The sequence below is a fragment of the Mesorhizobium sp. P3_B5 genome (assembly GCF_056402815.1).
In genome coordinates this window covers 108,663-123,954 of the sequence record NZ_JBFUGR010000002.1, presented here as the reverse complement: position 1 = coordinate 123,954, position 15,292 = coordinate 108,663, and the positions used below count along the sequence as shown (strand labels likewise).

Genomic DNA, 15,292 nt, shown 5'->3' with positions numbered 1-15,292 from the left:
CTCGTCAGGCGGCTCCCGGCCGGCTCTCCATCATGGTGCGGCGGGCTGAGCGGCGCCATTCGACGGCGCCAGCAAGGCCATGCAGCACCGTTTCGGTGGTCGCCCAGTCGATGCAGCCATCGGTGATGCTCTGGCCATAGACGAGCGGCTTGCCGGGCACGACGTCCTGGCGGCCGGCAACGAGATTGCTCTCGATCATGACCCCGATGATGTGCTCGTCGCCTGCGGCGACCTGGCCCGCCACATCTGCGGCCACTTTCGGCTGGTTCTCCGGCTTCTTGGCCGAGTTGGCGTGGCTGACATCGATCATCAGCCGGGGTGCGACGCCGATGCGGGCGAGTTCCGCCGAGGCTGCCGCGACACTCGCCGCATCATAGTTCGGCTGAACGCCGCCACGCAGGATGACGTGGCAGTCCTCATTGCCGGTGGTGGTCGCGATGCCGCTGCGCCCGCCCTTGGTCACCGCCATGAAATGATGCGGCTGGGCGGCGGATTTCACCGCTTCGGCGGCGATCCTGAGATTGCCGTCGGTGCCGTTCTTGAAGCCGACCGGGCAGGAGAGACCCGATGCGAGTTCGCGGTGGATCTGGCTCTCGGTGGTGCGCGCGCCGATGGCGCCCCAGGCGACGAGGTCGGCGATGTATTGCGGCGTCGTCATGTCGAGGAATTCGGTCGCTGCGGGAAGGCCGAGATTGTTGACGGCCGATAGCACGTTGCGAGCCATCCGCAGCCCCTTGTCGATGTTGAAGCTGCCGTCGAGGTCGGGATCGTTGATCAGGCCCTTCCAGCCGACAGTGGTGCGCGGCTTTTCGAAATAGACCCGCATGACGATCTCCAACCGGTCGGACAGGGTCTCGCGCAGCGCCGCCAGACGGCTGGCATAGTCGACGGCCGCGACCGGATCGTGGATCGAACACGGGCCGACGATGACGAGCAATCGGTCATCGGTCCCGTTCAAGATGGCATGGATGGCGTTGCGTGATGCGCTGACGGTGCGCGTCGCCGTCAGCGTGCGCGGGATCTCCCGCATCACCTGGTCCGGCGTACTCAATTCCCTGATTTCCTTGACCCGAAGATCATCTGTGGTGGTCAACACGGCTTTCTGCTCCTGTTTGGGAGACCTGCCGGCAAAAACAAAAAAGCCGCCAGGTCTGGCGGCTGTTCGGATTTTGATGCTGCAATCTTCAGATCGAGCGCAATCCTCCCGCCGCCAGCGAGCTCCTAAAGTACCAATATTTGGCGGTCAGGTTGATCATGAGGCTCATATAGTCGAAGCGAAGGCGTTTGTCACTACTCGCCGATCACCCCGGCAATGTTCTGGTCGTAGTCGACCAGCGATCCGGTCATGACGCCAGCCTGCGGGCTGACCATGTAGCTGATCAGCCGGGCAAGCTGCGCCGGCTTCACCAGCTGGCCCATCGGCTGCGCGGCCTCGGCCTTTGCCAGCCAGTCGTCCGGCGCATCGTGCCATTTCTTCTGCACGATCGCTTCGCCTTCGGTGTCCATCCAGCCCGGCAGCACGGCGTTGCAGCGGATGCGATTGCGCCGATAGGAACTGGCTACGTTCTTGGTCAGCGTCATCAGCGCGCCCTTGCTGGTGGAGTAGGGCGTCAGGAAGGACTGGCCGGCATGCGCCGACATCGACAGCACATTGACGATCGAGCCCGGCGCCTTGCGTTCGAGCAGGTGCGCCACCACGCCTTGCATCAGGAAAAACGGTCCGCGCACATTAGTCGCGAAGATCGTGTCGAAAAGCTCTTCGCTGGTTTCGACCAGCGAACCGCGGGCCGAAGTGGCGGCGGCATTGACCAGCGCGTTGATGGTGCCGAAATGCGCGATCGCGGTTTCGACCGCGCGCTTGCAGTCGGCCACTTTTGAAACGTCGGAGCTGATGAAGATCGCGTCGACGCCTAATTTTTTGAAATGGGCAACGGCCTTGTCGCCCTTTTCCTGCGAACGGCCAATAAGCGCCAATGCCCGGCAACCCTCGTCGGCCAACGCCTCGGCAACGGCAAAGCCGATGCCTTGCGCGCCGCCGGTGACGATGGCGCGCGTTTCTGAATTGCGACCGGCCGATACACTCATCACTTTGCTCCTGGTTCTTCCTAAGTGCTCTTACTTGTCGAGACGGACGGTCTTGCCCGTGGTCGCCGACTTCAGTGCCGCATCCGCCAGTTTCAGCGCGACAAGGCCGTCGGCCCCGCTCGGCGCCGCCTTCTTGCCGCTCGTTGCCGCGGTGATGAAAGCGGCGATCTCGATGGCATAGGCGTCGAGGTAGCGGGTCATGAAGAAGTCGTGCAGCGGCGGGCGGGTGTAGCCCTTGTCATTGGCGACCTCGATCGACACCGGCCGCTGGTTTTCGGCGGCGACCATGCCCTTGGAACCATGCACTTCGATGCGCTGGTCGTAGCCATAGGTGGCGCGGCGGGAGTTGGAGATGACGGCCTGCTTGCCCGAAGCGGTTTCGAGGATGACGCTGACCGAGTCGAAATCGCCGGCTTCGCCGATCTTCTTGTCCACAAGTACCGAGGCATGGGCGCTGACCGCTACCACCTCTTCGCCGAGCAGGAAGCGCGCCATGTCGAAATCATGGATGGTCATATCGCGGAAAATACCACCCGAGCGCTTGATGTAGTCGATCGGCGGCGCGCCGGGATCGCGCGAGGTGATGGTGACCATCTCGACGGTGCCGATGGCGCCGTCGTCGATCGCCTTGCGCACGGCGGCGAAGTGCGGATCGAAGCGGCGGTTGAAACCGACCATCAGCGTCGCCTTGGCCTTCTCGACCACGGCCAGGCACTTCTCGACGCGCTTGACGTTGAGGTCGATCGGCTTCTCGCAGAAGATCGCCTTGCCGGCCTTGGCAAAGCGCTCGATCAGATCGGCATGGGTATCGGTCGGCGTGCAGATGACGACGGCGTCGATGTCTTTTGATTTTTCAATCGCGTCGATGGTCCGCACTTCGGCGCCATAAGCCGAAGCCAGTTCGGTCGCCGCCTTCTCGAAGGCGTCGGCAACGGCAACCAGTTTGGCCTGCGGATTGGAGCCGACGGCGCGGGCGTGGACCTTGCCGATGCGGCCGGCACCGAGGAGGGCGAAACGAACAGTCATGGAAATTTCCTCTAAGGGGATGGGTTCGAGAGAATTGTGTCTCCACCTTCCTATTGGGGGAAGGTGGCAAGGCTATTTCTGAACGCGGCAGATCGTCCCGGAAACCGGATGGCCACCCTGTTTATGCCGCGAGTTCCGCCTCGCCGGTCTTGGCGCCGGTGATGTAGGAGACGATATCGTTTCCGTCGGTGTCCTGCTTGCGCAGATTGGCGACAATCTTGCCACGGCGGAAGACGACGATGCGGTCGACCAGGTCGAACACCTGGCGCATGTTGTGGCTGATCAGGATCAGCGGCTCGCCATTTTCCTTCAGCGTGCGGATGATGTTTTCGACCTGCGCCGTCTCCTGCACGCCAAGCGCTGCCGTCGGCTCGTCCATGATGATGAGCTTGGAAGCAAAGGTCGCGGTGCGGGCGATCGCCACGCACTGGCGCTGACCGCCCGACATGTGGCGGATGGTGCTGGACAGATTGGGGATCTTGACCGCCGTGCGGACAAGCGCCGCCTCGGTCGCCTTGCGCATGAACTTGCGGTCGAGGATCGAGAACGGCCCGAGATTGAACAGCACCTTCTCGCGGCCGAGAAACAGGTTGGACGGCACGTCGAGATCGTCGGCGAGCGCCAGGTTCTGGAACACGGTCTCGATGCCGGCCTCGCGCGCTTCGATGGGGCCGGAAAAGTTCACTTCCTTGCCGTCGAACCAGACCTTGCCGTCGGTGCGCTGTTCGACGCCGGTGATCTGACGCACGAAGGTCGATTTGCCGGCGCCGTTGTCGCCCATGATGGCGACATGCTCGCCTTTGCGCAGTTCGAAATTCGCGCCTTCGAGCGCATGCACGCCGCCATAGCGCTTGGTCAGGTTTTCGGTCTTCAGAACGATGTCCGACATGATCAACCTCCTATCGCGCGCCGGCGCTGGCGCCATTGGTCGAGAACCACCGCGCCGACGATGATCACGCCCTTGACCATCTCCTGGTAGTAGGCGTCGAGGCGCAGGAAGGTGAAGCCGGAGATGATGACGCCGAAGATCAGCGAACCGATCACCGTGCCGATGATCGAGCCGCGGCCGCCCGACAGCGAGACGCCGCCGATGACCGCCATGGCGATGGCGTCGAGTTCGTACATCACGCCCATGCCGGATTGGGCGGTCAGGTTCTTCGAGCACAGCACGACGGCGGCGAGCGCGGCGAGGATGCTGGCGATGGCATAGACGAGGATCCTGTGGTTGGCGATGTTGATGCCAGACATGCGCGCGGCATCCTCATTGGAGCCGATAGCATAACAGTGCTTGCCGTATTTGGTGTAGGTCAGGATCAGCTGGAACAGTATTGCCAGCGATATGAAGATGACGACCGGCATCAGGCCCTTGCCGATTGCCGCGAAACCGTCTGTCGGAAACGAGATCGGCTGGCCCTTGGACCACCATTTGGCGATGCCGCGCGCGGTGACCATCATGCCGAGCGTGGCGATAAAGGGCGGAATGCGCGTATAGGCAATAAGTGCGCCGTTGACGAGGCCGGCCAGCAGGCCGCAGCCGATGGCGACAAACACCGGGACGATCACCGGCAGGTCGGTCCAACCGACGAACATCGCCTTGGGATTCGGGTTGCCGTTGACCGTCGCCACCTGGGCAAAACTCATGGCAATCATCGCCGTAGCGCCGACGATCGAGCCCGAAGACAGGTCGATGCCGCCACAGATGATCACCTGCGTCACGCCGATGGCGATGATGCCGACGATCGACACCTGCAGGATGATGATCTCGAGCCGCTGCTGGTTGAAGATCGCGTCGACATTGTCGCGGGTGTTGAAAAGGAAACTGTCGCCGAGGAAGACCCGGCCGATCAGTTCGAAGGCGCCGACGAGGATGATGAGCGCCAGGAACACGTTGAACTCAGCCGGCCATGCGCGCTTCTTCGCATCATAGCTGAGCCCGCCGACGCCATGAGATGTCTGTGCCACGTCTTCTGTCCTCCGTCGGCCGCGCTTCCGCCGCCCGCTCGGGCAGGTCGGGAAAGGAGGAGCGGCGCTTTTTCGCGCCGCTCCCGATCGTTGCGAAGCCTCAGTTCTTCTTCAGGAACTTGTCGATGTTTGCCGGGGTGACCAGCTGGAAGGGGATGTAGACCTTGTGTTCCACCTTCTCACCCTTGGCGAGCTTCAGCGCGGCGTCGAGAGCACCGGCACCCTGGCCGGCGGCATCCTGGAACACCGTCGCGTCAAGGTCGCCCGCCTGCATTGCTGCAAGCGCGTCCTGAGTGGCATCGACGCCGCCGACGACAACCGTCTTCATGTCGATGTTGGCGGCTTTCATTGCCTGGATCGCGCCGATGGCGCTTTCGTCGTTGTTGGCGATGACGCCGTCGAACGGCTTGTTGGTCGACAGCCAGTTGGTCATCAGGTTCTGGGCTTCGTCACGGTTCCAGTTCGACGTCTGCTTGTCGATGATCTTGATGAAGCTGCATTCCGGCGTGGCGATCACATCGTCGATGTCCTTGGTGCGCTGCACCGCGGCCTGGTTCGACAGTTCGCCCATGATCACATAGACATTGGCTTCTTTCTTGCCGGCTTCGGTGAACAGGCGGCAGACTTCCTTGGTCTCGAGTGTGCCGGAATCGGCCTCATTCGAAGCGACGAAAGCCTGGTTGTCCGGCAGCGTGTCGACATTGACCGGCTCGCGGTTGACGTAGACCAGCGGGATCTTGGCGGCGGCGGCGGCGTCGGACATCGCCTGCGTGGCCGAGGTGTCGACCGGGTTGACGATGATCGCGTCGACGCCCGAGGCGGCGAAGTTCTTGATCTGGTCAAGCTGCTTGGCAACGTCGTTCTGCGCGTCCTCCACTTGCAGCTCGACACCGCTCATGCCCTTGGCTTGCTCGATCATGCCGTTGCGCAGCACGGTCAGGAAGTTGTCGTCGAATTTGGCCATCGACACGCCGACCTTGGCCGCGAGAGCCGACGAACTCATCAGCGCCGCAAAGGCGACGCCCAAAAGCAGTTTCTTCATTTTCGTTCTCCTCCACACATTGGTGTCCGGCTGCACCGATTCTACCCGGAATCCCCGATCTCCCAGGGAATCTCTCCCGATTGTCGTTTCAGTTCCGGATGGCCTTTTGCGCGCAATTGGAACGCCAGGCGCTCAGTTTGAAACAGATGTTCCGGAACGAAAGAACCAAAATGCCCAGTTGGTGAAATTTTTATTCCATTTTCTGTCAGGACGTCAAGGGTGATTCCGCGGTCGGATGGCGGATTTTCGGCCTGCTCTGATAGATTCTATCATTTCCGGCGGCCGACTCGCGCCGGCGAGGGGTCAAATGTTTTCCGGAAGATAGATGTCGAAGGGCAGAAAGGTCTGGCCCGGCGCGTTGGCGGCGCCGGCCTCGATGGCATGCGCCATCAGACCGACCAGCTCGCGGCACAGTGCGGCGAGCGGCGTCGAGATCACCATCGTCAGGATGTTGTCGGCAAGTGCCGCGCGCGATTCGGCGTTGATCTCGTTGCAGACGACCACCGGCATGTTTGCCGGCTTCGCCGCCCGCAGCGCCGAGACCGCGCCTTCCATGCCGCCGCCGGCGACGTAGCAGCCAGCAAGATCCTGATAGCGCGCCAGGAGATCGATCATCGCATCGTGGGTCACCTGGTTGGCTTCCAGATTGACCAGCGTTTCCATCACCGTGAACTCAGGCGCATGTTCGCGGAAGAAGGAGCGAAAGCCGATCTCGCGCAGCTCATGGCCGTGAAAGCGATGGCTGCCGACGAAAAGGGCTACCTTGCCGGGCTTCGGCGCCGCCTTGGCGATCATCCAGGCCGCGCTGCGACCGACCTTGCGGTTGTCGAGGCCGACATAGCCCTCGCGAATGCCGGCGGCAAAGTCGGACAGCAGGGAAAAGACCGGTTGCCCCCTCGCCTTCAGCGCCTCGACGGCTGCCGTCAGCGTCGGATGGTCCGGGCCGACAACGGCGATGGCCCTGGATTTCGCCGCCAGCTTGCGCATCTGGGCGGCGATCTCGTCGGCGGCGAGCGAAGTGGCAAAGTCGATGGTGGCGACGCCGCGGAAGCGCTGCGACTGCGAGACCGCCACTTCCAGTTCCCGCGCGAAATCGCCGTAGAAGACATCATTGCCGCGCAGCAGCAGAAAGCCGAGGCGGTATTCGGGCAATTCCTGGCGCATGCGCTGCTTGATCAGACCGGCAGCGTGATAGCCGATACCGGTCGCTGCCTCATAGACGCGGCGCGCGGTTTCCTCGCGCACCGGCAGCCGGTTGTTCAACACCCGGTCGACGGTGGCGACGCTGACGCCCGAGATGCGCGCCAGATCGGTGATGGTTGGCCGCTTTGCCATGGATCCTCCACTGCTTGAGGACAAAGAGTACCTCATTCTGATATGAAATGATAGAAACTATCTTTGTGATATTGAGACTATCATGGCTTGGCGCTATTTTGGAATCCGACGCCAGCCATTGCGCCCGAGCTTCCGTTGTGGGCTGATCGCAAGGCGCGATGGAGGAACCTCGATGACGGCAGTGATGGAAGCAGCACCGTCCCGGCGCGACTACAGCCTGATCGGCCGCGACGCCAGGCTCGCCGTCGAGACCGGGCTGTCGGCGGCGGAGTGGTATCACACCGATGTCTCGCGCAAGCAGATGAAGGAGCTGATGCAGCGCTCGGACCAGCCGGCGATCCGCGACACCATCATCTGGCTTGCGGCCCTTATCCTCAGCGCGGCCGGCGGCGCCTGGTTCTGGGGCACATGGTGGTGCGTGCCGTTCTTTTTCGTCTACGGCACGCTTTACGGCTCTTCTACCGATTCCCGCTGGCACGAATGCGGCCATGGCACGGCCTTCAGGACGCAGTGGATGAACGATGCAATCTATCAGATCGCCTGCTTCATGATCATGCGCAATCCAGTGACCTGGCGCTGGAGCCACACGCGGCACCATACCGACACCATCATCGTCGGCCGCGACCCGGAGATATCGGTGATGCGGCCGCCGGACCTGATCCGTACGGCGCTGGCCTTCGTCGGCGTGCTGGATGCCTGGCATGCGATGAGCGACATGCTGCGCAACGCGGCCGGCAACATCAGCCCGGCGGAAAAGACCTTCATTCCCGAGCAGGAGCAGCCGAAGGCGATCCGCATTGCCCGCATCTGGACGGCGATCTATGCCGCCACCATCGCGCTGGCGCTGTACTACGGCTCATTCCTGCCGCTGATGCTGGTCGGCCTGCCCAGGCTCTACGGCGCCTGGCACCATGTGCTGACCGGCCTGCTGCAGCATGGCGGCCTCGCCGACAACGTCATCGACCATCGGCTCAACAGCCGCACCGTGCTGATGAACCCGATCAGCCGCTTCATATACTGGAACATGAACTACCATGTGGAGCACCACATGTTCCCGATGGTGCCCTATCACGCACTGCCGAAGCTGCATGAGCTGATCAAGCACGATCTGCCGGCGCCAACGCCGTCGATCCTGGCCGGCTATCGCGAGATGATACCGGCTTTCCTGCGCCAGTTGCGCAATGAAGACTATTTCCTCAAGCGCGAGCTGCCGCCGACGGCGCGGCCCTATCGTGGCGAATTCCACAGCGACCCTGCTGCTGCGAAGGCAGCGGAATGACAGCAGCCCGTAACGGGCAGCTGACGGGCCAAATTCTACCGGGAGGAATTAATGAGCGACTGGGTCGAAGCCTGCGCGGCCGGAGACATCGACGAAGAGGATGTGATGCGGTTCGACCACGGCGGCCGCACCTTCGCCATCTATCGCAGCCCCGATGACGACTATTTCGCCACCGACGGGCTGTGCACGCACGAGAAGGTGCATCTGGCCGACGGGCTGGTGATGGACGACATCATCGAATGCCCGAAACACAATGGCCGCTTCAACTACAAGACGGGTGACGCCAGGGGCGCGCCGGTCTGCGTCAACCTGAAGACCTATCCGGTCAAGGTCGACGCCGGCAAAGTGCTGATCCAGATCGGATGATGGCGATGACAAAAGGCATGGTCATCATCGGTGCCGGCGAATGCGGCGGGCGCGCGGCGCTGGCGCTGCGCGACCTTGGCTATGACGGCCCCGTGACGCTGGTCGGTGACGAACCGCATCTGCCCTATGAGCGGCCTCCGCTGTCGAAAGACGCGATGGTCAGCGACGCGCCCGAGATCAAGGCGATTGCCAGCGAGGCCTTGCTGGCCGAAAAATCGATCAGACATATCCATTCGGTCCAGGCCGTGTCGATCGACCGCACAGCACACAGCGTGCGCCTGTCGGACGGTTCGGTGCTGCCTTATGACAGACTGCTTCTGGCAACCGGCTCGACGCCGCGCAAGCTGCCGATGCCGGGCCTTGGGCCGCGCTGCGTCTATCTCAGAACTTTTGCCGACGCGCTGGCCATTCGCGCCCATTTGCGGGCCGGCAACCGCATCGCCATCGTCGGCGGCGGCTTCATCGGGCTCGAGCTTGCCGCAGCAGCGCGCAAATTGGGCGCCGATGTCACCGTCATCGAGGCGCAGCCGCGCATTCTGATGCGCGGCGTGCCGGCCGAAATCGCTAAGGTGATCCACGCGGCGCATGAAGCCGAAGGCGTGACCATCCTGTGCGGTGACGGCATCGCGGCCATCGCCGACGACGGTGCGCAGGTGCGCATCACGCTGGCCGGCGGGCGCGACATCGTCGCCGACCTTGCGGTGATCGGCATCGGCGCCGTACCGGTGACCGGACTTGCCGCGGAAGCGGGGCTGACGATCGACAATGGCATCGCGGTCGATGGCGAATTGCGCAGCAGCGATCCCGACATTTATGCCGCCGGCGATTGCTGCTCGTTTCCGCTGGCCGTCCATGGCGGAAGGCGGGTGCGGCTCGAAGCCTGGCGCAACGCACAGGAGCAAGGCGCGCTTGCCGCGAGAAACATGCTGGACGCCCGCGAGGCGCATGCAGCGGTGCCGTGGTTCTGGTCGGATCAATATGGCCTGAGCTTGCAGATCGCCGGCCTTTCGGATGAAGGCCGCAGCGTCGTGCGCCGTGATCTCGACGACGGCGCCTTCATCCTGTTCCACCTGGCTGAGGACGGCAGGCTGGTGGCGGCGAGCGGCATCGGCCCCGGCAATGCGGTCGCCCGCGACATCAGGCTGGCCGAGATGCTGATCGGCAAGCGGGCAAAGCCGACGCCGGAAGCGCTCGGCTCGCAGACCGTCAAGCTGAAGTCGTTGCTGGCGGCGTAGACCGCATCAACGCATCCTAGAACAGCGCCTTGAGCTCCGACAGTTTGTCGTTGACCAGCCAGCCATAGTAATTTTCCTCGGGCAGCTTCACCGGCTCGCCGGCGGCGCGGCGCCTGTCATTCTCGACCTTCAGCTCATAGGCGTGCTGTTCGGGATTGCCGATATTGTACAGCGTCGAGGTGACGCCGGGATTGCCTGAGATGTCGAAGCCGGCAATGCCCTTGTAGGCGTCGATCGATTTCTTGATCGTCGCCGCGACATAAGGCAGCGTCAGGTCCGGATCCATGATGGTCTTGTAGACGGCGTTCGGATCGCTGACGTCGAGCTTCGGCAGGCCGGACACCTTGTGCACGAGATCGCTCATCTGCAGCGCGGTCAGCGGGTTGAGCTGGCCAAGGCCAAAGGTCTGGCCTGCATAATAGGGCTGGAAGAAGGTGGCGCCGAAGCGGTCGTTGGGAAAACTCTCCCCGCCGACGCTCTTGCCGCGAAAGGACCGGTTCCACACCTGCTCGCGGCATTCCCACAGATCGTAACTGTCCGACTTGGCCGCGCATTTGGCGAATTCCGGCCGCTGCACGAAATCGGTGATGTCCTCGCCGTCATAGGCAAAGGAGAGCTTGCTGGAGAGATAGGAGATCGCCTTGACGTAGTAGGTCTGCAGCCGGTCATAGGCGTCGACATTGTAGGTGTGCTCGCCGACGATGGCGCCGACGATATGCATCGGGTCGATGCCGTAGGCGGAGGCCGCCTGCTTGATCTTGCCGCGCAATTCGGCGTCGCTCTGCAGCAGCGCGTAGACCTTGCGGTATTTCGCCTGGAAGGTGGTGTTGGTGGCTTGGGTGCGTCGGCTGGAAGCGCCCGGTATGTCGGGTTGTTCGACGTTGCGGTTTCCCGGCGGCACCATGGTTGCCGCATGGGCAGCGAACATGGTTGTCGCCAGCGCCAAGCCGAGAATGACGAAGATCAGTTTTTTCATGCACCGCCGCCTAAATAGTCGGGGGGCAAACTAGGTAATGCTCCTAGGGGAGTCGATAGACCCCTTGGCCCGGCAGGTCGAAAGCTGGCCAGATGCTTCCATTTGGCCACACCTTCGCAAATCCTGCCGGCAGATTGCGCGCCGCCCCGGCCCGCCCTTTACGAGATGAATTGCCCTTTAAAGGATGAATCGCGACAAATCTGTGTTTCTGGAGAGGTCACCGACGTGCTTTTCCACATAGGCGGCGTCGATGGTCACCGAGGTGCCGTTACGGTCGGGCGCATCATAGGAAATCTCGTCCAGCACCCGCTCCATCACCGTCTGCAGGCGCCTGGCGCCGATGTTCTCGACGCTGGCGTTGAGGTCGACGGCGATGCCGGCAAGCGAATCGATGGCATCGTCAGTGAAGGTCAGGTCGACGCCCTCGGTCTTCATCAGCGCGATGTATTGCTTGATCAGACTGGCCTCTGTCTCGGTGAGGATGCGGACGAAATCATCCTTCTCCAGCGCCCGCAATTCGACGCGGATCGGCAGGCGGCCCTGCAGTTCCGGCAACAGGTCGGACGGCTTCGAAACGTGGAAGGCGCCGGAGGCGATGAACAGGATGTGGTCGGTCTTCAGCGGTCCATACTTGGTCGCCACCGTCGTGCCTTCGATCAGCGGCAGCAGGTCACGTTGCACGCCTTCGCGCGAAACGCCGGCCCCCATGCCGCCTTCGCGCGACGCGATCTTGTCGATCTCGTCGAGGAAGACGATGCCGTCATTTTCCGTCGCATCGAGCGCCTGGCGCACCACCTCGTCCTGGTCGAGCAGCTTGTCGGACTCGTCGTTGACCAGAAGCGCGTAGGATTCCTTCACCGTCGTCTTGCGCGTCTTGGTCTTCTTGCCGCCCATCGCCTTCGACAGCATGTCGTTGATGTTGAGCACGCCGATATTGGCGCCCGGCATGCCGGGGATCTCGAAGCCGGGCATGCCGCCAGTGCCGGTATCGGCCACTTCGACCTCGATCTCCTTGTCATCGAGCTCGCCGTCGCGCAATTTCTTGCGGAAGCTATCGCGGGTGGCCGGGCTCGCCGTCTTGCCGACAAGGGCTTCCAGCACTCGTTCTTCGGCATTGATATGGGCGCGCGCCTTGACGTCTTCGCGCATCTTATCGCGCACCAGGCCGATGGCTATCTCGACGAGGTCGCGGATGATCTGCTCGACATCGCGGCCGACATAGCCGACCTCGGTGAACTTGGTCGCCTCGACCTTGACGAAGGGTGCTCCGGCCAGACGCGCCAGGCGGCGCGAAATCTCGGTCTTGCCGACGCCGGTCGGCCCGATCATCAGGATGTTCTTCGGCATCACCTCTTCACGCATCTGGCCTTGGAGCTGCTGGCGGCGCCAGCGGTTGCGCAAGGCAATGGCCACGGCGCGCTTGGCGTCTTTCTGGCCGATGATGAAGCGGTCGAGCTCCGAAACAATTTCGCGGGGAGAAAATGTCGTCATGTCACTAAATTCCACTTTGCCACTGCTTGATGGCCTCGAACGGATGCAGCAGCATGATCACGTTGAGTGTCAGATTGTCCCGGATGAGGTAGCCGGTACCGAGTTCGAAGATGATGGCGAGGCTGACGATCACCCATATAGGTAGCCTTCGCGCCATCACAAATCCCAGCACCATGGCCAGTGTGTCGGACACCGAATTGATGATGCTGTCGCCGTAGTAATCGAGCGAGATGGTGCCGGCGCGGTAGCGGTCGATGATGAACGGGCTGTTCTCGAGCAATTCCCAGCCACCCTCGATGAGGACGGCAAAGGCCAGCCTGAGCCCGATCGGTGAACGCGGGAACAGGAACCGCGCCAGCGCGTAGAACAGGAAGCCGTGGATGATGTGCGAGAAGGTGTACCAGTCGGAAATATGCTGGGAATTCTCCGAACTCTGCACAACACCATGCCAGAGTTTGACATAGCCGCAGGTGCAGATCGGCGTTCGCCCCATGCCGTACAGCGCCCCGGCCTGGAAGACGATCAGAGCGAGGACGAGCAGCAACCCCATCCGCCAGGAGTCTTCATAGGCCGAATAGCTGTCGTCCTTGACCGGTGTCGTCATCAGGTCATTTCCCCTCTTCCGTGTCGCTCTCTTCGGCATCGACGGCCATCAGAACGACGTCCCCATATCTAGAGTGCCTGCGATCGATGGCTCTGAAACCGGCCTTCTCATAGGCGCGAATGGCCCGTCCATTGGACGGATCCGGGTCGATGATGACGCGCGGCGCGCCTTCCTCGAACAGCTGCTCGACGAACTGGCGGACAATGGCCGAGCCATGGCCGGCCCCGACAAATCCCGGCACGCCGATCGACAGGTCGATGCCGAGCGTGCCGAATGGCTGGTCGGCATAGGGATGGCCGTCCTCCAGATGCGGGTCGTAGCTCTGCAGATAGGCGATCGGCTTGCCGTCGAGCTCGACGATCAGCGGTTCGACGGAAATCGAGTCGATATGCTCACGAATTTCAGCGATTTCCGTTTCGGGATCGTCCCACCACTCAGCCACATGCGGCTCGGCGAGCCATGCCGCGATCATCGGCAGGTCCTTCTCGGTCACCGGCCGAAAATCGTAGAGCAAAACCGGATCAGCCGGCATCGAGCGTTTCGATGACGAAATTGTTGTTGGTGTAGACGCAGATGTCCGACGCGATCTGCATCGCCTTGCGGGCGATCTCCTCGGCATCCTTGTCGCTGTCCATCAGCGCGCGCGCCGCGGCCAGCGCGTAATTGCCGCCCGAACCAATGGCCATGACGCCGAATTCGGGCTCGAGCACGTCGCCGGTGCCGGTCAGCGCCAGCGAAACCGACTTGTCAGCCACCAGCATCATGGCTTCGAGACGGCGCAGATAGCGGTCGGTCCGCCAGTCCTTGGCGAGTTCGACGCAGGCCCGCGTCAGTTGGTCGGGATATTGTTCGAGCTTGGCTTCCAGCCGTTCCAGCAAGGTGAAGGCGTCGGCGGTGGCGCCGGCGAAACCGGCAATGACATTGCCGCCCTTGCCGATGCGGCGCACCTTCTTGGCGTTGCCCTTCATGATGGTCTGGCCGAGGCTGACCTGGCCGTCGCCGGCGATCACCACCTTGTTGCCCTTGCGCACCGTCACGATGGTCGTGGCGTGCATGGTCAGTTCATTCGACATTTCTTGGGCTCCGAGCAGCGCCATCCCAAAAGGCGATTGGCGCGTTACGAGTGACTTGATCGGCCATATGTATGCATAGGCCCGGCGATTGCAAACCGGCCTCGATGCGGCTTGGCATGGCAACTGGCAATCGCTGGATCATGCTGCTAGAAGGCTCTCGTTTTCAAGCAGTGAAGGCTTGGAAAGCCTGCAAACTCCAAGACAAGGACAAGGTCATGCCGACCCGTTCCGCGCAAGCAAGCCGCAAGACCAAGGAAACCGATATCTCCGTATCGGTCCATGTCGACGGCTCGGGCAAGTCAGACATTGCGACTGATATCGGCTTCTTCGACCATATGCTGGATCAGCTGTCGCGCCATTCGCTGATCGACATGACGGTCAAGGCCACGGGCGACCTGCACATAGACGACCACCACACGGTCGAGGACACCGGCATCGCGCTCGGCCAGGCGCTCAGCAAGGCGCTGGGCGAACGGCGCGGCATCATGCGCTATGCCTCGATCGACCTCGCCATGGACGAGACGCTGACGCGGGCGGCGATCGACGTCTCCGGCCGCCCTTTCCTGGTGTGGAATGTTGCCTTCTCGTCGCCGAAAATCGGCACCTTCGACACCGAACTGGTGCGTGAATTCTTTCAGGCGCTGGCGCAGAATGCCGGCATCACGCTGCATGTAACCAACCATTACGGCGCCAACAACCACCATATTGCCGAGACCTGCTTCAAGGCGGTGGCGCGGGCGCTGCGCGCCGCCCTTGAACCCGACCCGCGCCAGCCGGACGCGGTGCCCTCCACCAAGGGATCGCTGAAGGGATAGTAT

Annotated in this window: 16 protein-coding genes; 4 read left to right on the top strand and 12 right to left on the bottom strand. The window is 62.4% G+C overall.

What is annotated here, in order from left to right; genetic code table 11:
- Positions 1-4: 4 nt before the first annotated feature.
- The 7 genes from AC1DVW_RS05620 to AC1DVW_RS05590 all read right to left on the bottom strand — a co-directional run bounded on the left by AC1DVW_RS05620 (position 5) and on the right by AC1DVW_RS05590 (position 7,450).
- Positions 5-1,096 carry a 3-deoxy-7-phosphoheptulonate synthase gene (locus tag AC1DVW_RS05620; RefSeq protein WP_477321751.1) on the bottom strand — a complete coding sequence of 364 codons (1,092 nt, stop codon included), beginning with the start codon at positions 1,094-1,096 and terminating at the stop codon, positions 5-7.
- Between the two features lie 194 nt (positions 1,097-1,290).
- Positions 1,291-2,085, bottom strand: coding sequence for an SDR family oxidoreductase (locus tag AC1DVW_RS05615; RefSeq protein ID WP_477321749.1), 795 nt, complete (start codon positions 2,083-2,085; stop codon positions 1,291-1,293).
- A gap of 30 nt (positions 2,086-2,115) precedes the next feature.
- Positions 2,116-3,111: an inositol 2-dehydrogenase gene (gene iolG, locus AC1DVW_RS05610; protein WP_477240639.1), complete on the bottom strand. Its 996-nt coding sequence runs from the start codon at positions 3,109-3,111 to the stop codon at positions 2,116-2,118.
- 121 nt (positions 3,112-3,232) lie between these two features.
- Positions 3,233-4,000, bottom strand: a complete 768-nt coding sequence (locus AC1DVW_RS05605; RefSeq protein ID WP_477240637.1) for an ATP-binding cassette domain-containing protein — start codon at positions 3,998-4,000, stop codon at positions 3,233-3,235.
- Between the two features lie 2 nt (positions 4,001-4,002).
- Complete coding sequence (locus tag AC1DVW_RS05600) at positions 4,003-5,073, bottom strand: ABC transporter permease (RefSeq protein WP_477321747.1); 1,071 nt, start codon at positions 5,071-5,073, stop codon at positions 4,003-4,005.
- A 100-nt stretch (positions 5,074-5,173) separates the two neighbouring features.
- Complete coding sequence (locus AC1DVW_RS05595; RefSeq protein WP_477240633.1) at positions 5,174-6,115, bottom strand: sugar ABC transporter substrate-binding protein; 942 nt, start codon at positions 6,113-6,115, stop codon at positions 5,174-5,176.
- A gap of 303 nt (positions 6,116-6,418) precedes the next feature.
- Entirely contained in the window at positions 6,419-7,450 is a 1,032-nt protein-coding gene (locus tag AC1DVW_RS05590; RefSeq protein ID WP_477240631.1) for a LacI family DNA-binding transcriptional regulator, read from the bottom strand.
- 184 nt (positions 7,451-7,634) lie between these two features.
- Here AC1DVW_RS05590 and AC1DVW_RS05585 point away from each other — a divergent pair, with 184 nt between their 5' ends.
- The 3 genes from AC1DVW_RS05585 to AC1DVW_RS05575 are packed head-to-tail and all read left to right on the top strand — an operon-like array spanning position 7,635 to position 10,330.
- Positions 7,635-8,729 (top strand): fatty acid desaturase family protein, encoded by a 1,095-nt coding sequence (locus AC1DVW_RS05585; RefSeq protein ID WP_477241844.1) that lies wholly within the window; start codon positions 7,635-7,637, stop codon positions 8,727-8,729.
- Positions 8,730-8,780: 51 nt separating this feature from the next.
- Positions 8,781-9,095 carry a MocE family 2Fe-2S type ferredoxin gene (locus tag AC1DVW_RS05580; protein ID WP_477240629.1) on the top strand — a complete coding sequence of 105 codons (315 nt, stop codon included), beginning with the start codon at positions 8,781-8,783 and terminating at the stop codon, positions 9,093-9,095.
- Complete coding sequence (locus tag AC1DVW_RS05575) at positions 9,092-10,330, top strand: NAD(P)/FAD-dependent oxidoreductase (protein ID WP_477321745.1); 1,239 nt, start codon at positions 9,092-9,094, stop codon at positions 10,328-10,330. Before AC1DVW_RS05580 ends, AC1DVW_RS05575 begins: the two co-directional genes overlap by 4 nt.
- A 16-nt stretch (positions 10,331-10,346) precedes the next feature.
- Here AC1DVW_RS05575 and AC1DVW_RS05570 read toward each other — a convergent pair whose 3' ends face one another.
- The 5 genes from AC1DVW_RS05570 to hslV form a co-directional block, all read right to left on the bottom strand.
- Positions 10,347-11,306, bottom strand: a complete 960-nt coding sequence (locus AC1DVW_RS05570; protein WP_477321743.1) for a DUF1402 family protein — start codon at positions 11,304-11,306, stop codon at positions 10,347-10,349.
- Between the two features lie 177 nt (positions 11,307-11,483).
- Positions 11,484-12,797 carry an ATP-dependent protease ATPase subunit HslU gene (gene hslU, locus AC1DVW_RS05565; RefSeq protein WP_477274265.1) on the bottom strand — a complete coding sequence of 438 codons (1,314 nt, stop codon included), beginning with the start codon at positions 12,795-12,797 and terminating at the stop codon, positions 11,484-11,486.
- A 4-nt stretch (positions 12,798-12,801) separates the two neighbouring features.
- Positions 12,802-13,401, bottom strand: coding sequence for a DUF2585 domain-containing protein (locus AC1DVW_RS05560; RefSeq protein WP_477240622.1), 600 nt, complete (start codon positions 13,399-13,401; stop codon positions 12,802-12,804).
- A gap of 4 nt (positions 13,402-13,405) precedes the next feature.
- Positions 13,406-13,933 (bottom strand): GNAT family N-acetyltransferase, encoded by a 528-nt coding sequence (locus AC1DVW_RS05555; protein ID WP_477321741.1) that lies wholly within the window; start codon positions 13,931-13,933, stop codon positions 13,406-13,408.
- Positions 13,923-14,474 carry an ATP-dependent protease subunit HslV gene (hslV, locus tag AC1DVW_RS05550; protein ID WP_109666998.1) on the bottom strand — a complete coding sequence of 184 codons (552 nt, stop codon included), beginning with the start codon at positions 14,472-14,474 and terminating at the stop codon, positions 13,923-13,925. The genes AC1DVW_RS05555 and hslV overlap by 11 nt, the downstream gene beginning before the upstream one ends.
- A 215-nt stretch (positions 14,475-14,689) precedes the next feature.
- On the opposite strand from hslV, the gene hisB reads away from it, so the two are divergent.
- Complete coding sequence (gene hisB, locus AC1DVW_RS05545; protein WP_477240617.1) at positions 14,690-15,289, top strand: imidazoleglycerol-phosphate dehydratase HisB; 600 nt, start codon at positions 14,690-14,692, stop codon at positions 15,287-15,289.
- The last annotated feature ends 3 nt before the right edge of the window (positions 15,290-15,292 follow it).